13 protein-coding genes, 2 tRNA genes and 1 rRNA gene are annotated in these 16,031 nt (G+C 34.3%); 12 read left to right on the forward strand and 4 right to left on the reverse strand.

The window, feature by feature from the left end; all coding sequences use genetic code 11:
- The first annotated feature begins 3 nt into the window (after positions 1-3).
- Both P3U32_RS04370 and P3U32_RS04375 read left to right on the forward strand, forming a co-directional pair.
- Positions 4-1,551, forward strand: coding sequence for an ABC transporter ATP-binding protein (locus tag P3U32_RS04370; RefSeq protein ID WP_323704420.1), 1,548 nt, complete (start codon positions 4-6; stop codon positions 1,549-1,551).
- Positions 1,552-1,560: 9 nt separating this feature from the next.
- Positions 1,561-2,328, forward strand: coding sequence for a hypothetical protein (locus P3U32_RS04375; RefSeq protein WP_323704421.1), 768 nt, complete (start codon positions 1,561-1,563; stop codon positions 2,326-2,328).
- 46 nt (positions 2,329-2,374) lie between these two features.
- Here P3U32_RS04375 and P3U32_RS04380 read toward each other — a convergent pair whose 3' ends face one another.
- Positions 2,375-3,349 (reverse strand): metal-dependent hydrolase, encoded by a 975-nt coding sequence (locus tag P3U32_RS04380; RefSeq protein ID WP_323704422.1) that lies wholly within the window; start codon positions 3,347-3,349, stop codon positions 2,375-2,377.
- 93 nt (positions 3,350-3,442) lie between these two features.
- On the opposite strand from P3U32_RS04380, the gene mutY reads away from it, so the two are divergent.
- The 4 genes from mutY (at position 3,443) to P3U32_RS04400 (ending at position 8,641) form a co-directional block, all read left to right on the forward strand.
- Entirely contained in the window at positions 3,443-4,477 is a 1,035-nt protein-coding gene (mutY, locus tag P3U32_RS04385; protein WP_323704423.1) for an A/G-specific adenine glycosylase, read from the forward strand.
- A gap of 77 nt (positions 4,478-4,554) precedes the next feature.
- On the forward strand, positions 4,555-5,109 hold the full coding sequence (locus tag P3U32_RS04390; protein ID WP_323704424.1) for a nucleoside tri-diphosphate phosphatase: 555 nt from the start codon (positions 4,555-4,557) through the stop codon (positions 5,107-5,109).
- Positions 5,110-5,248: 139 nt separating this feature from the next.
- Complete coding sequence (locus P3U32_RS04395; protein WP_323704425.1) at positions 5,249-6,988, forward strand: ABC transporter ATP-binding protein; 1,740 nt, start codon at positions 5,249-5,251, stop codon at positions 6,986-6,988.
- Between the two features lie 66 nt (positions 6,989-7,054).
- Positions 7,055-8,641, forward strand: a complete 1,587-nt coding sequence (locus P3U32_RS04400; RefSeq protein WP_323704426.1) for an FMN-binding glutamate synthase family protein — start codon at positions 7,055-7,057, stop codon at positions 8,639-8,641.
- A gap of 60 nt (positions 8,642-8,701) precedes the next feature.
- Here the strand turns inward: P3U32_RS04400 and P3U32_RS04405 are convergent, their stop codons facing one another.
- Together P3U32_RS04405 and P3U32_RS04410 are read right to left on the reverse strand one after the other, a co-directional pair.
- Complete coding sequence (locus P3U32_RS04405) at positions 8,702-9,796, reverse strand: FUSC family protein (RefSeq protein ID WP_323704427.1); 1,095 nt, start codon at positions 9,794-9,796, stop codon at positions 8,702-8,704.
- 96 nt (positions 9,797-9,892) lie between these two features.
- Positions 9,893-11,179 carry a glutamate-1-semialdehyde 2,1-aminomutase gene (locus P3U32_RS04410; RefSeq protein ID WP_323704428.1) on the reverse strand — a complete coding sequence of 429 codons (1,287 nt, stop codon included), beginning with the start codon at positions 11,177-11,179 and terminating at the stop codon, positions 9,893-9,895.
- 83 nt (positions 11,180-11,262) lie between these two features.
- On the opposite strand from P3U32_RS04410, the gene P3U32_RS04415 reads away from it, so the two are divergent.
- The 3 genes from P3U32_RS04415 to perR all read left to right on the forward strand — a co-directional run bounded on the left by P3U32_RS04415 (position 11,263) and on the right by perR (position 13,211).
- Complete coding sequence (locus tag P3U32_RS04415; RefSeq protein ID WP_323704429.1) at positions 11,263-11,721, forward strand: peroxiredoxin; 459 nt, start codon at positions 11,263-11,265, stop codon at positions 11,719-11,721.
- Between the two features lie 5 nt (positions 11,722-11,726).
- Complete coding sequence (locus P3U32_RS04420) at positions 11,727-12,680, forward strand: phosphoglycerate dehydrogenase (protein ID WP_323704430.1); 954 nt, start codon at positions 11,727-11,729, stop codon at positions 12,678-12,680.
- A 78-nt stretch (positions 12,681-12,758) separates the two neighbouring features.
- Positions 12,759-13,211: a peroxide-responsive transcriptional repressor PerR gene (perR, locus tag P3U32_RS04425; protein ID WP_323704431.1), complete on the forward strand. Its 453-nt coding sequence runs from the start codon at positions 12,759-12,761 to the stop codon at positions 13,209-13,211.
- 46 nt (positions 13,212-13,257) lie between these two features.
- Here perR and P3U32_RS04430 read toward each other — a convergent pair whose 3' ends face one another.
- Complete coding sequence (locus tag P3U32_RS04430) at positions 13,258-13,671, reverse strand: YgzB family protein (RefSeq protein ID WP_416361232.1); 414 nt, start codon at positions 13,669-13,671, stop codon at positions 13,258-13,260.
- A gap of 487 nt (positions 13,672-14,158) precedes the next feature.
- Between P3U32_RS04430 and P3U32_RS04435 the strand changes: the two genes are divergently transcribed.
- The 3 genes from P3U32_RS04435 to P3U32_RS04445 all read left to right on the forward strand — a co-directional run bounded on the left by P3U32_RS04435 (position 14,159) and on the right by P3U32_RS04445 (position 15,984).
- Positions 14,159-15,714, forward strand: a 16S ribosomal RNA gene (locus P3U32_RS04435).
- Between the two features lie 94 nt (positions 15,715-15,808).
- Positions 15,809-15,885: transfer RNA gene (locus P3U32_RS04440), tRNA-Ile, on the forward strand.
- A 23-nt stretch (positions 15,886-15,908) separates the two neighbouring features.
- A tRNA-Ala gene (locus P3U32_RS04445) sits at positions 15,909-15,984 on the forward strand.
- Positions 15,985-16,031: the final 47 nt, after the last annotated feature.

A 16,031-nucleotide genomic window follows, 5' to 3' on the forward strand; every position in this document is an offset into this window, starting at 1 on the left:
AGAATGACACAGCAAATATTACTGAGAGTTGTAAATGCAACAAAATATTACTACGAAAATAAAGAACAAAATAAGTTTAAGTCTTTATTCAAATTAAGACGGTTAAATAAAGATATTGTTTTAAAAAATGTTACGGTGCATCTTTATCGTGGCGAAGTACTTGGTATTATTGGAGATGAGGAGTCAGGTAAAGAAGTCATTAGTAAACTAATGACTAAAGAAGTTGCGCCAAACTTAGGTAAAGTGACGAATAATGAGCAAACTTTCTTGGCAGACATTCAACATAAAGCACATGACTATCAAACGTTGAATGAAATGATTTTAAGAACATTAAGTTTGTCAGGAGTGTATTTGAAAGAAGTCGAAACAATTCAAAAACAAATACTCAGTTTTGCTAAATTAAGCGATAAAGCAACGCATACTTGTCAAGAAATCGAGGACCATGAATATGCACAACTATTGCTCAGTATTGCAAAGTACATGAGACCAACAATTGCGATATTCACAAATATTATTCAATATCTAGACGAATCGTTTCAAAAGAGATTCAGTGAATTTATGAATGAACAGAAAGAATATGATAGAGCAGCTGTAGTGATTGACGATCATATTCATTCTGTAGAGAAAATGAGTAATTACCTTATTTGGTTAACGTATGGTCAAGTTAGAAAAGAAGGCACAGTTAAAGAAGTGCTCTCACATTACCGAGATTATTATAAAAAATATAACCAAATTCATGATAAAGATCAAAAAGCTTTATATGACTTGAAATGGAAAATCTCGAAACAAGAACTACCAATTGCTCGAGGTGAAGGCTATAAAAGAATGCGTAAGTATCAATATGGTAAATTACCTAAACATGTTGAAAAAACAATGCTATATGCCGTCACGTTTATTATAGGCGGGGCTTTAGCGGCGTTATTTATGTTTGTTGGTGTAGGGAATTCTCCTACAGAAAAAGCAGTTACAACGAAACAAGTGATAACGACAAGTAGTACGCCAGATTACATAGACAAATCTGCTTATGTATTATCATTAAAGAGTGGTACAGAATTAAAGCCGTCTTCAAAAGGTAATACATTATCAGTTCCGCAACATAGCTTTATAGATGTCACTGGAGAGAATCAATCTAGATATAGACTAGAAGTAGATAATAAAGTCTATACATCAGAGAAGAACAATCTGTACTTCTTTAATCCAGCAGGTTTGTATGACGATGTTGATTGGTCTGAACTTGAAAGCTATGTGGATGATAGTTATTTAAACTATATAGATTTCTACAATAGTTTCATGCATAGAAGTCATAAGAAAGTAACTGAAACAATCACTGCGGATAAATCTAATCGTTTTAATGAACAAATGGAAGGTCAAAAAGTACATATGGTATTTAATAGTGAAAATGTCCTTACTGGCTTTACATTTGATATTAAAAATAAGCAAAAACTAATTAATAAATTTAATATTAATAGTGACACTTGGGTCGTTGAATCTAGAGATGGATACATGATCGCAGACTTGAAAGAAAATAAATGGATATATATTAAATTGTAGGAGGGCATAATGAACGAGTTATTTGAACAACACATTAAACATTTTCCAAATATGATTAAATATTGTTTCTTTGAAGTTAAAGAACATTTGAAATATTATTTATTAGTCTTTGCTATCATGTTGGCCTTATTACTCATTACATGTGGGCAATTATTTATAAGGGATGCTATAGAAGTACAACAATCTACTGCATACTATAAATTAATCGGGTTCTTTGCTTATATTTGGATATTTTTATCTCTATTCCATTCAGAAAAAACAGTAAGAAAACAAGGTGCATTGTATAACCGTTTATCTGTTCCATATTATGTAGGTGCATCAGCACAAGTATTTTTAACAATGATTATCTTTTTAATTATTGTGACGCTTACAGGTATTATATCTACAAGTACAACACAAGAAATAGAAATCAACCATTTAGGGTTCTTCTATTATTTAGTTATGGCCTATGTTGTACTCGTTCCGATAGCTTCCATCATAGGTGTGTTAGGTAAATTTCTTTACTCAATGAGATTCTTTGTATTTGGATTCTTAATTTTACTACTATTCATTGTTCCAATTTTGTATGTGCCAGGTAATATGTATGCAGTATGGGTTAATGTATTAAAGTTAAATCCGTTCTTCTATATTATTAATGGATTCCAACAGACAATGATTTTAGGTAATGCATCGGTGACAAATCTACCGTATCATATACTGTTTTACTTTGAAGTAGCACTTATTTATTTACTTTGGATAAACGTAAACAGAGCATATAAGACAAGATACTTTAAATAAAAATATAAAAAACGTCGATGACTTGGTGACAAGTGATCGACGTTTTTTATATGTCTAATTTCTTCATTAACTTTTCTTCTGTAAATACCCAACCAATATAGGAAGAAGTTACTTTCATTTCATCGTCCAAATGTAAAATTGCGACAAACGGATAATGACCATTCTTTAAATATCTTAAATCAATGAATCGTAACTCAGTTGTTTGAGGGTCTATACGTGTGACTTCCCATCTGTAAATGGAACTAAAGCTTAAGAAGGAACGTAAGTTTTTATCATATTTTGCGTAAGCCATAATATGGTCATTTGGAAAGGCTTGTCTTTTAAATACATCATTAAATGAAACGTTTCGTCCATATGCACGACCAACATAATCATGTGTTTCTGTCTGTATAGCGATGCGCCATTCCATAAACCTAATCGTAGGTGCGACAAATATTTTTACGGGATGATGTGTTTGTTGAATTTGTTTCAAAGCTTGTCGCTTAATAGATTGCTGTAATTTATATCTAAATATATAATAAACAACCATTAAACCATACAACGTACCAAATGCGATACCTGGATGAACGCCAAGTGTCCAGAAGAAGATGGCAACGAGATGTGCAACGAATATAATGGGATCAAAAGTATTAATAATGCTTAACTGTATCCATTTATTCGATATCGGTCTGAGTGCCTGTGTGCCATACGAATTAAAAATGTCAACAAACACATGTATAAACACGGCAAGTTGCGTCCATAACCAAATATGCAATAAGTTAACATCTGTAAATACGGTAAAAATTAAAAAAGACAATAATAATGGCCATAGCAATGTGAATGGTATAGAGTGAGTAATACCCCTATGGTTCTGTACATATATAGCATTATTTTTTAATTTAAGAACTGTGTCTATGTCAGGTATTTGAGATCCAACCATTACACCCGTTGCAACAGCAGCAAATGTTGGTGCTACATGTGGATCGAGAGTAGCTAAACCTGTTAAAGCAACACCCATAACAACATGAGTACCAGTATCCATAACATTCACCCCTTTACTTTAATCTATTTGATATATATTATATAGCATAAGTATAGTAATCTGAAAGTAATTCAACAGAAAGTAGTGTCAAAAATGATAGAAGTTAATGCGTTTAAGAATGATTTACTGACATGGTTTCATGAAAATCAAAGACAGATGCCATGGAGAGAAACGAAAGATCCATACTACATTTGGTTAAGCGAAGTAATGTTGCAACAAACGCAAGTTAATACAGTTAGACCATATTATAATGCTTTTATTGAAAGGTTCCCAACGATACAAGCACTAAGTGAATCTCAAGAAGATGATGTCTTAAAGTATTGGGAAGGGCTTGGTTATTATTCAAGAGTGAGGAATTTTCATGAAGCGGTTAAAGAAGTACATCATAATTACAATGGCGCTGTACCTTCTCAACCAGATGAATTTATTAAATTAAAAGGTGTTGGCCCTTATACGAATGCAGCAGTCATGAGTATCGTCCATAATCATCCGCTACCAGCAGTAGATGGAAATGTGTTACGTGTTTGGAGCAGACTTAATAATAATCATTCAGATATCGCATTACAAAGTACTAAAAAAACTTTTGAAGAAGAACTTCAACCTTTTGTAGAATCAGAGTCGGGAGATTTTAATCAAGCAATGATGGAACTTGGTGCAACGATGTGTACGCCTAAAAAACCGTTATGTCTGATGTGTCCTGTACAAAGTCATTGTCAGGCATTCGAAAATGGCACTGTAGATCAATTGCCAGTTAAAAAGAAAAAGGTAAAGAAAAAAACAATCGATTATTTAGTACTTTATATAACGAACCGTAACGGTGATATTCTTGTAAGACAACGTGATACAAAGTTATTAAACGGTATGTGGGAATTTCCGATGTTTGAATCAGATACGAGCATTCATACTATTGAAGATGAGCTTGATGCAGTTATAGATATGCAAACTGAACCAATCTTTACGACAAAACATATCTTTACACACATGACTTGGAATATGAAAGTTATTCGTGCATATACTCAAAAAAGTGACGTTGAATACCCATATAGATGGATGTCAAAAAATGAAAAAGAAGCATTGTCATTTTCTACATCAATGTCTAAGATATTTAATAAAATAAATGAAGTGTAAGTCACAAACATAATTTTAGCTTATTTATTTAAATATGATATAATAACTTGGTAAATATTTAAAAGGTGGTGTGGAACATGGTCAAAGAATCCATACCAAAAGAAGGCCAAGTAATTAAAATTCAAAGTTATAAACATGATGGTAATATTCATCGTGTATGGTCTGAAACAACAATTCTTAAAGGTACGAGTCATGTTATTATTGGTGGGAATAATCGAACACTCGTAACAGAAAGTGATGGCCGAACTTGGGTTACACGAGAACCTGCGATTGTTTATTTTCATGCTGAATATTGGTTTAATGTAATTTGTATGTTCCGCGATGATGGGGTTTATTATTATTGTAATTTATCTTCACCATTTGTTTCTGATGAAGAAGCAATTAAGTATATTGATTATGATTTAGATATCAAGGTATATCCAAGCGGAAAATATCACTTGTTAGACGAAGATGAATATCGTCAACATATGAAACAAATGAATTATCCTAAAGACATTGATGCAATACTGAAGAGAAATGTTGATATTCTGCAACAATGGATTGAACGAAAAAAGGGACCATTTGCGCCAGACTTTATAAAAGTGTGGCAAGAAAGATTTCATTCAATTGATAGACGTAATTCAAAAGAATGAATTTATACAGGGGTAACAAGTACCTCCTAATAGGGGGTGAGACTATGAAATCTAGTTTATATATAGGTTTCTGTCTCACTCTTTTATTTTTGGGGTTAATTACAACAAGTTATAAAAGGAAAGAATTGGAGGAAAGACAATGATTAAACGGTATTTGCAATTTGTTAAACCATATAAATGGCATATTGTAGGTACGATTATTATCGGGATTATTAAATTTGGGATTCCATTATTACTTCCATTACTCATAAAATATGTAATCGATGATGTTATTAATAATGGTGCGCTGTCTGCTGGACAGAAAACCGAGAAATTAGCATATGCAATGTTAATTATGGGATTTATCTTTATCGTGTTAAGACCACCAATAGAATACCTCAGACAATACTTAGCACAATGGACATCAAATAAAATTCTTTATGATATTCGTAAAAAATTATATACACATTTACAAGCACTAAGTGCAAGATTTTATTCTAATAATAAAGCGGGAGAAATTATTTCTCGTGTGATTAACGATGTTGAACAAACGAAAGACTTTATACTTACGGGATTAATGAATGTATGGCTTGATTTAGTAACAATCATCATAGCATTGAGTATTATGTTTGTATTAGATGTTAAACTGACATTTACTGCGATTGCTATTTTCCCATTCTTTATATTTAGTATTTATTACTTCTTCGGAAGATTAAGAAGCTTGACGAGACGTAGATCTCAAAGTTTAGCAGAGCTACAAGGCTTTCTACACGAACGTGTTTCAGGTATGTCAGTAATTAAAAGTTTTGCGATTGAACGTAATGAAGAAAAGAGATTTGATCATCGTAATCGTAACTTCTTAACAAAAGCAACAGATCATACAAAATGGAACGCTAAATCATTTGCTGTTATTAATACAGTGACAGATATTGGGCCATTGCTAGTTGTAGGTGTTGGTGGTTTCCTTGTTATTCAAGGTAATTTAACTGTTGGTACATTAGCAGCATTCGTTGCATATTTAGAACAACTTTATGGACCATTAAGAAGATTAGTCGCTTCTTCTACAACATTAACGCAAAGTATTGCATCTATGGACCGCGTATTCCATTTATTCGATGAAAAATATGACGTTAAAAATGAAGACGACGCAAAAGACATCGCCATTCAAGAAGGTCGTATTTCTTTTGAAAATGTTGCATTTAAATATAATGAACATGAACCAGAAGTATTGAAAGATATTAACTTAAATATCAATAAAGGAGAAACAGTTGCTTTTGTTGGTATGAGTGGTGGTGGTAAATCTACATTGATTAGTTTACTTCCTAGATTCTACGATGTAACAAGCGGTAGTATTCGTATTGATAATCATGATGTTAAAGATTTCACAACTGAAAGTTTAAGAAACCAAGTTGGTATGGTTGAACAAGACAATATTTTATTCTCAGATTCAATAAAAGAGAATATATTACTTGGTAAACCTGATGCGACTGATGAAGAAGTAATTGCAGCAAGTAAGAAAGCAAATGCACACGACTTTATTATGTCTTTACCAAATGGTTATGATACTGAAGTAGGTGAACGAGGAGTGAAATTATCTGGTGGTCAGAAACAACGTGTTTCAATCGCTAGAATATTCTTGAATAATCCTCCAGTATTAGTGCTTGATGAAGCAACGAGCGCATTAGACTTAGAAAGTGAAAAGATTATCCAAGACGCACTAGAAATATTAAGTTCAGAAAGAACCACATTAATTGTTGCGCATAGACTATCAACAATCACACATGCAGATAAAATAGTCGTTGTTCAAAACGGACGTATCGAAGAAGTAGGTACGCATAAAGCGTTAATGCAAGCGCAAGGAAGTTATTACAAATTATATAATATCCAGTCGTTCGGATAAAATTACAACATCCCCCTCATTTTATGCTATGATGAATTTTATAGAGATAGAATGAGGGGGATTTTTATGACATTTTTAAGTGTACTCCAGCTAATCGTAAACATTTTGTTCTTTGTGATCATTATTGGATTGATTGTTACATGTGTGACGTTATTTATTATAGATAAACGTCAAAAACATCATAGTGTGCTAAGGAATTACCCTTTGTTAGGACGTGTAAGATATTTTCTAGAAAGTATAGGACCAGAATTAAGACAATACTTATTATTAAACGATAATGAAGGTAAACCATTTTCAAGAAAACAATATTTAAACATCGTCATGTCAGGTAAGTATAAAAATAGAATCGAAAGTTTTGGTTCGGTTAGAGATTTTGAAGAACCTGGATTTTATATACAAAATACAATGTTCCCTGTTGATCATGACGAATTAGAAATTGATCAACAAAAAATGATTGATACGTATTTATATGAAATTACAAATGAAGGACTATTTGATAGAAAAGAAAAACAAATTGAAAAGCAAGTCGAGCCATATAACTTAACTGATGAAAATCAAATTATTATTGGAAAGAATGTTGGTAATCCTTTTATCGTAAAAAGACTTGTTGGACAATCAGGTATGAGTTATGGCGCACTAGGTCAAAATGCCATTACAGCTTTGTCTAAAGGATTAGGTAGAAGTGGGTCATGGATGAATACCGGTGAAGGTGGATTAAGTGATCACCATTTAAAAGGGGACTGTGATATTATATTTCAAATTGGTCCTGGCTTATTCGGCGTAAGAGATACAGAAGGAAACTTTGATGAAGAAGCGTTTGTTGAAAAGTCTAAAATAAAACAAATTAAAGCATTTGAACTTAAATTAGCGCAAGGTGCAAAGACGAGAGGCGGACACATTGAAGGGTCGAAAGTGACAGAGGAAATTGCGGAAATCAGAAATGTCACACCTTTTGAAACAGTCAATTCACCAAATAGATTTGAATTTCTACATAACAATAAAGATTTGCTTGAATTTGTTCAACAGTTAAGAAAGTTATCAGACAAACCTGTAGGCATAAAAATTGTCGTCGGAAATTTAAATGATTTACAAACTTTAATAATGGATATGAAGACATTAAATATTATCCCTGATTTTATTACTGTAGATGGTGGGGAAGGTGGAACAGGTGCAACATATCAAGAACTCGTGGATACAGTTGGACTGCCATTGTTCACAGCCTTACCATTACTCGACTCAGAACTAAAGAAACATCACTTAAGAGATAAAGTGAAAGTATTTGCTTCAGGTAAATTAATTACACCGGATCAAATTGCGATAGCCCTCGGTTTAGGTGCGGATTTAGTTAATGTAGCAAGAAGCTTAATGATTAATGTCGGCTGTATTATGGCGCAACAATGTCATACAAATAACTGTCCAGTTGGTGTAGCAACTACTGATCCTAAGAAAGAAGCGGCACTCGTCATTTCTGAAAAAGAATATAGAGTTTCAAATTATATTGTTAGTCTACACGAAGGGTTGTTTAATTTAGCAGCTGCAGTTGGTGTGAAAACACCAAATGACATTAATGAGCACCATTTACTGTTTAGAAATAATAATGGTGAATTGTTGAATGGTCGTCAGTATAAGAAATCATTATATAAAGAATATTAAACATTAAAAAAGCACGTATACATGGGACAAGGTGAAAGTCCTACGTATACGTGCTTTATTTTATAAATCGAAATCTTCATCTTCAATTTGAATATCGCTATCTTCAGGATGGAATTTAAAGAAACTAGAAGAAAGTTTATCTAAATGAAGTACAGTAGATTTGTAATCAAGCATTGCTGCAATGACTTGCATTATATTTTCAATATAATAATCTTCTTGATCAGAGTGTTCGGTTATTTCTTTAATAAAGATTTCCATTAAATCTTCTTTATATGGTTCTACTAAATAATCCGGTACTTGATCTATTTCATATTTAGCTTTCTGTGAAATTCTAACTAGTATTTGTTCATGGTGTGCCATGATTTCGTCTAATTCAAATTTCATTTGTACTTTTAAATGATCATTCAAGTTATGAATATCATTCTCGTAACGATTCATCTTACGTAGCACTTCATATGCTCTTCTCGTTGATGTGATGATTTCTTTAAACAAGATTTTCTTTCTCATCTGTGTAAATGATTGTTTCTTTGTATACGCACGTTCTTCTTTATAATAGAGATAAAACTGCTCGAGTTTCACGATTCGTGTTCTAATTGTCTCTAAATCTTGTTTAACGTAATGAAATTCAGTAGTGCCATTTAAGACTAATCTAAACCATTTAAAAATATCTGTAGAAATATTTAAAGAGTTGTAATACATTTTCGTTTCAAATTTAGGTGGTAGGAATGTGAAGTTTACTACAAATGCACTAAGTACACCGATCATTACTAAGATAAATCTATATAAAGCTGAAATATAGAAGTCACCTTCATGATGTCCAAGAATGATTAGCGCAGTAACAACGGCTAAATTTGAAACATGTTGTAAATTAAATCTATAAAGTATAGAAATAATGATAATCGCTGTTAAGCCGATAAATACAACGTTATTGCCAAAAATTGAAAATATAGCAACAGCTGTAATCGCACCAATGACATTCCCTTGAAATTGCTCTACGACTGTTTTAAAAGATCGATAAACGCTCGGTTGCATAGCGACCATTGCGGTTACTCCAGCTATAGATGTAATCATAGCTGGTCCTGGCAGTAAATTTGCTAGAAATATTGCTAGGACAATTGCGATACCAGTTTTAAATATTCTTGCCCCAAATTTCATAAAACCATTCCTTTATGTTATTAAAAACAGGATTGTACGATTGACTACAAGCCTAGTATATATTGTTTATACATGGTTTTTAATAACTTTTCAAGTCTATAGTTGTGATAGTGCATAATCGACTGCGGTTAATGTTTGTTTTATATCTGCTTCAGTATGTTCTGTTGTTAAGAACCAAGCTTCGTATTTTGATGGTGCTAAATTAATACCTTGATTTAGCATTGCTTTAAAGAATTTACCGAACTTCTCTCCGTCCGTATTTTCCGCTTGTACATAGTTCTCTACTTTTTCGTTTGTAAAGTAGAGTGTAAGCGCGCCTTTAATACGATTTACAGTTGCTTCGACATTGTGCTTCTCTATAAGTTCAAGTAATCCTTCTTCTAATTGTTTACCTAATTGATCTAATTGATCATACACACCAGGTTGTTCTAAAATTTCTAATAATGCAATGCCAGCACGCATAGATAATGGATTTCCTGCCATTGTTCCAGCTTGATATGCAGGACCAAGTGGGGCAACATGTTCCATAATTTCTTGTCTACCACCGTATGCTCCGATTGGTAAACCGCCACCAATAACTTTACCGAAAGCAGTTAAGTCAGGATAAACCCCTAATAAATCTTGTGCTGCACCGTAATGGAATCTAAACGCAGTAATGACTTCATCATATATAACTAAACCACCATGTTGATGTGTGATGTCGTTAACTGCTTCTAAAAATCCTTCTTTAGGTTCAACCATACCGAAATTACCAACAATAGGTTCTACTAATACACCAGCAACTTCGTCACCCCAATGATCCATCGCTTCTTTGAAAGAATCAATGTCATTAAATGGTACAGTGATGACTTCTTGAGCAACGCTTTTCGGAACGCCAGCTGAATCAGGTGTACCTAATTGAGAAGGACCACTACCCGCAGCTACAAGCACAAGGTCAGAATGTCCATGATAACAACCCGCGAATTTAATGATTTTATCTCGATTAGTGTAAGCACGTGCAACTCTAATAGTTGTCATTACAGCTTCAGTACCAGAGTTAACAAATCTAATTTTCTCTAATGATGGAATTGCATTACGTAATTTTTTAGCAAAAGTGATTTCGTATTCAGTTGGTGTACCGAATAAAACACCATCTTCAGCAGCATCTTTAATTGCTTTAGTAATATGTGGATGTGCATGGCCAGCTATGATTGGTCCGTAAGCTTGTAAGTAATCAATGTATTTATTGTCATCCACATCGTAAAAGTATGCGCCTTTTCCTTTTTTCATTACGACTGGTGCACCACCACCAACTGCTTTATAAGAACGAGAAGGGGAGTTTACACCGCCTAATATATATTCATTTGAAAGTGTTTGTAAGTGTTCACTATTTTTAAAATTCATTCTATCAACCTCTTTTGATTTAATTATTTTCATTTATATCGTATCATAAAATTAAATAACTATCGTTTAAAGGAGTTTGAATTATGGTACAAATTGGAGAGAAGTTCCCGAAATTCGAAATGAAAAATCAAAATGGTGAATTAATTAGTAGCGATACGCTTAAAGGAAGTAAATATATTATTTATTTTTACCCTCGTGACAATACACCAACTTGTACAACTGAAGCATGTGATTTTAGAGATAACTTGGAGTTATTCAATCAATTGAATACTAAAGTGTTTGGTGTTAGTGGTGATAGCGAGAAGAAACATTTTAATTTCTCAAACAAACTAGAGTTGAATTTTGATTTATTAGTCGATGAAGATTATGAACTATCAAAAGCATTAGGTGTTTATCAATTAAAAAAATCATTCGGTAAAGAATCAATGGGGATTGTTAGAACTACTTTTGTTGTAGATGAAGAAGGTAAATTAATTCATCAAATTGATAAAGTGAAAGTGAAAACGCAAATAGAGGAACTTAAAAACTTTTTAGAGGAATGATAAATATGAAGATTGTCACTTTAATGAGGTTAAAAGATCAAGAAGAAAGATTAATCAGCGCATTTCCAAACATAGATTTTACGTTTTATAAATATCCTGGAGAAGCTGAAGAACATGTGCTCGCTGATGCAGATGTATTGGTAAGTTATCATGGTGAATTAAACCAAGCGATATTAGAAAAATGTAAAAACCTTAAACTTCTTGCTTGGTACGCAACAGGTGTTAATAATTTACCCTTAGATTATATAGAAGAAAGAGGTATTATATTAACTAATGCGAAAGGTGTACACGCCATTCAAATTGCTGAGTTTGTATTTGCATATATTCTAAATGACATTAAGTTGTTTAAGGAAACGTATGAAGCACAGAAGCAACATACATTTTTAAATAAATTAACACCGGATTCAATCAATGAGAAAACGATACTCTTTTTAGGAACAGGAAAGATTCCACAACAAACTGCAAAAATAGCTCGAGCATTTAATATGAACATAATCGGAATCAATACAGATGGTCGAAGTATTGATGGTTTCGATGAAGTATATTCTATAGAAGAAAGACGACATGTATTTTCTCGAGCTGATTTTATTGTGAATGTATTACCAGAAACAAAAGCAACGATACATTTATTAGATAAAGATGACTTTAAAGCAATGAATAAGCATGCGCACTTTATAAATGTAGGTAGAGGAACAATTGTATCTGAAGCGGTATTGGTAGAAGCACTTAAGCAAGAAGAAATCAGATTTGCTTCTATTGATGTATTTGAAGAGGAACCATTAGCTGAATCATCTCAATTGTATGATATGGATAATGTAATGATTACACCGCATATTACAGGTAATGATAAAAACAACTTAATAAGAAGTACTGACATATTGATTGATAATTTGAAAATATTAGTTGATAAGAAAAATTCACCATTTAAAAATGTTGTTAATACAAAACAAGGTTATTAATCAATTGTTTGACAAAATACAACAAAAAGGGATATATTATGAATAATAGTAATTATAAATTAGAAGGTGGGTGAAAGGATGCAACGTAATGCTGAGAATGTTGAACATATGTTAGATGATGCAATTGGTACATTAAGAAGTACGGGAGTTAGAATCACACCACAGCGTCAATCAATACTTCAATATTTAATAGAAACAGATAGTCATCCTACAGCTGATGAAATTTATCAGTCACTTTCACCACAATTTCCTAATATGAGTGTTGCTACAGTTTATAATAACCTTAAGGTCTTTAAAGAAACTGGGCTTGTTAAAGAATTAACATATGGTGATGCGTCAAGTCGTTTTGATTTCGAAACACATAATCATTATCATATCATTTGTGATCAATGTGGTAAGATATCTGATTTTCACTATCCAAGATTAGACGAAGTTGAACAACTCGCTCAACATGTTACAAGTTTTTCAGTTACCCACCACAGAATGGAAATATATGGTGTTTGTCCGGAATGTCAAAATAAAAACAAATAAAAGAAACGCTTAGATCAAGTCTAAGCGTTTCTTTTATTTGTTTGAACTAATCAGTATGCTGATCTTCTAGTTTTTTAGACTTTCTACTATTGTTATAGTCTTGGTTAAAAGTTTTACCCTCTAGATTCTTATCTAACGTTAGTGGCTGATTACAATTTGAACATATATCAGCTCTTCCTAACATTTTAGTATAGTGATCGCAGTTAGGACATTGAACTTGAATCGTCCGAGAACTTAACATACCAATCCAAAAATAAACGATGAATGAAAAACCTAATGCCAACATTCCTAAAATTAAGAAGATACTAAATACAATTTGGCTCTTAAAATAATAGAAGAAGAACACACCTATATACATTATTATCATCCCAAGAAAGATTAACCCGAGTGCAAATGATCTAATTCTATTAATTTTACTAGTAGGTTTTCTCTGAAATAGCTTCAATTCTATACCCTCCATAGTCATTACTTCTGATAAAGTATAGCATAATTTCTATTTAAATATATAGTCCCTTTTAAAGCGAAAAAATACACATATTAGTTTGTATAAATCGTTGACGTAGTCCATATATCTTGATATTATATAAAAGTCGTCAAAACAGACAGACACAACAGATTAAAGCAATTGTTAAAAAGGTTAATAAAGTGTAAATTTAACGCTTGAAATTAATCAAATAACAATGTAATATAAATTATGCAAGTTGTTCGAAAGGAAGTTATTTTTTAAATAATAACCAAACGAAACAAATTAAAAAAGAAATTAAATTTTTTAAAAATAATGCTTGCATAAAGAAATGATTTATAGTATAATTATTTCTTGTGAGACAAATGAACATTGAAAACTGAATGACAATATGTCAACGTTAATTCCAATAATTTGAGTACTATTAGTACTTTCAAGAGTGATTGGCTTAACCAATCAAAAAGAGCTAATCAAGCTTACTTCTTTTATGGAGAGTTTGATCCTGGCTCAGGATGAACGCTGGCGGCGTGCCTAATACATGCAAGTCGAGCGAACAGATGAGAAGCTTGCTTCTCTGATGTTAGCGGCGGACGGGTGAGTAACACGTGGGTAACCTACCTATAAGACTGGGATAACTCCGGGAAACCGGGGCTAATACCTGATAATATTTTGAACCGCATGGTTCAAAAGTGAAAGGCGGCTTCGGCTGTCACTTATAGATGGACCCGCGCCGTATTAGCTAGTTGGTAAGGTAATGGCTTACCAAGGCGACGATACGTAGCCGACCTGAGAGGGTGATCGGCCACACTGGAACTGAGACACGGTCCAGACTCCTACGGGAGGCAGCAGTAGGGAATCTTCCGCAATGGGCGAAAGCCTGACGGAGCAACGCCGCGTGAGTGATGAAGGTTTTCGGATCGTAAAACTCTGTTGTTAGGGAAGAACAAATTTGTTAGTAACTGAACAAGTCTTGACGGTACCTAACCAGAAAGCCACGGCTAACTACGTGCCAGCAGCCGCGGTAATACGTAGGTGGCAAGCGTTATCCGGAATTATTGGGCGTAAAGCGCGCGTAGGCGGTTTCTTAAGTCTGATGTGAAAGCCCACGGCTCAACCGTGGAGGGTCATTGGAAACTGGGGAACTTGAGTGCAGAAGAGGAGAGTGGAATTCCATGTGTAGCGGTGAAATGCGCAGAGATATGGAGGAACACCAGTGGCGAAGGCGGCTCTCTGGTCTGTAACTGACGCTGAGGTGCGAAAGCGTGGGGATCAAACAGGATTAGATACCCTGGTAGTCCACGCCGTAAACGATGAGTGCTAAGTGTTAGGGGGTTTCCGCCCCTTAGTGCTGCAGCTAACGCATTAAGCACTCCGCCTGGGGAGTACGACCGCAAGGTTGAAACTCAAAGGAATTGACGGGGACCCGCACAAGCGGTGGAGCATGTGGTTTAATTCGAAGCAACGCGAAGAACCTTACCAAATCTTGACATCCTTTGATCGCTCTAGAGATAGAGTTTTCCCCTTCGGGGGACAAAGTGACAGGTGGTGCATGGTTGTCGTCAGCTCGTGTCGTGAGATGTTGGGTTAAGTCCCGCAACGAGCGCAACCCTTAAGCTTAGTTGCCATCATTAAGTTGGGCACTCTAGGTTGACTGCCGGTGACAAACCGGAGGAAGGTGGGGATGACGTCAAATCATCATGCCCCTTATGATTTGGGCTACACACGTGCTACAATGGATAATACAAAGGGCAGCGAATCCGCGAGGCCAAGCAAATCCCATAAAATTATTCTCAGTTCGGATTGTAGTCTGCAACTCGACTACATGAAGCTGGAATCGCTAGTAATCGTAGATCAGCATGCTACGGTGAATACGTTCCCGGGTCTTGTACACACCGCCCGTCACACCACGAGAGTTTGTAACACCCGAAGCCGGTGGAGTAACCTTTTATTAGGAGCTAGCCGTCGAAGGTGGGACAAATGATTGGGGTGAAGTCGTAACAAGGTAGCCGTATCGGAAGGTGCGGCTGGATCACCTCCTTTCTAAGGATATTACGGAATGACCATTAGGTCATGGAATAGCGTAGACATATTGTATTCAGTTTTGAATGTTTATTTAACATTCAAAATTTAGAATGGGCCTATAGCTCAGCTGGTTAGAGCGCACGCCTGATAAGCGTGAGGTCGATGGTTCGAGTCCATTTAGGCCCACCATTAAATTTTTAATTACCCAATTAGGGGGCTTAGCTCAGATGGGAGAGCGCCTGCTTTGCACGCAGGAGGTCAGCGGTTCGATCCCGCTAGTCTCCACCATTATTTAATTGCACATTGAAAACTAGATAAGTAAGCAAATAGATTTT

The sequence above is a fragment of the Mammaliicoccus sp. Dog046 genome, assembly GCF_034039665.1.
Taxonomy (GTDB): domain Bacteria; phylum Bacillota; class Bacilli; order Staphylococcales; family Staphylococcaceae; genus Mammaliicoccus.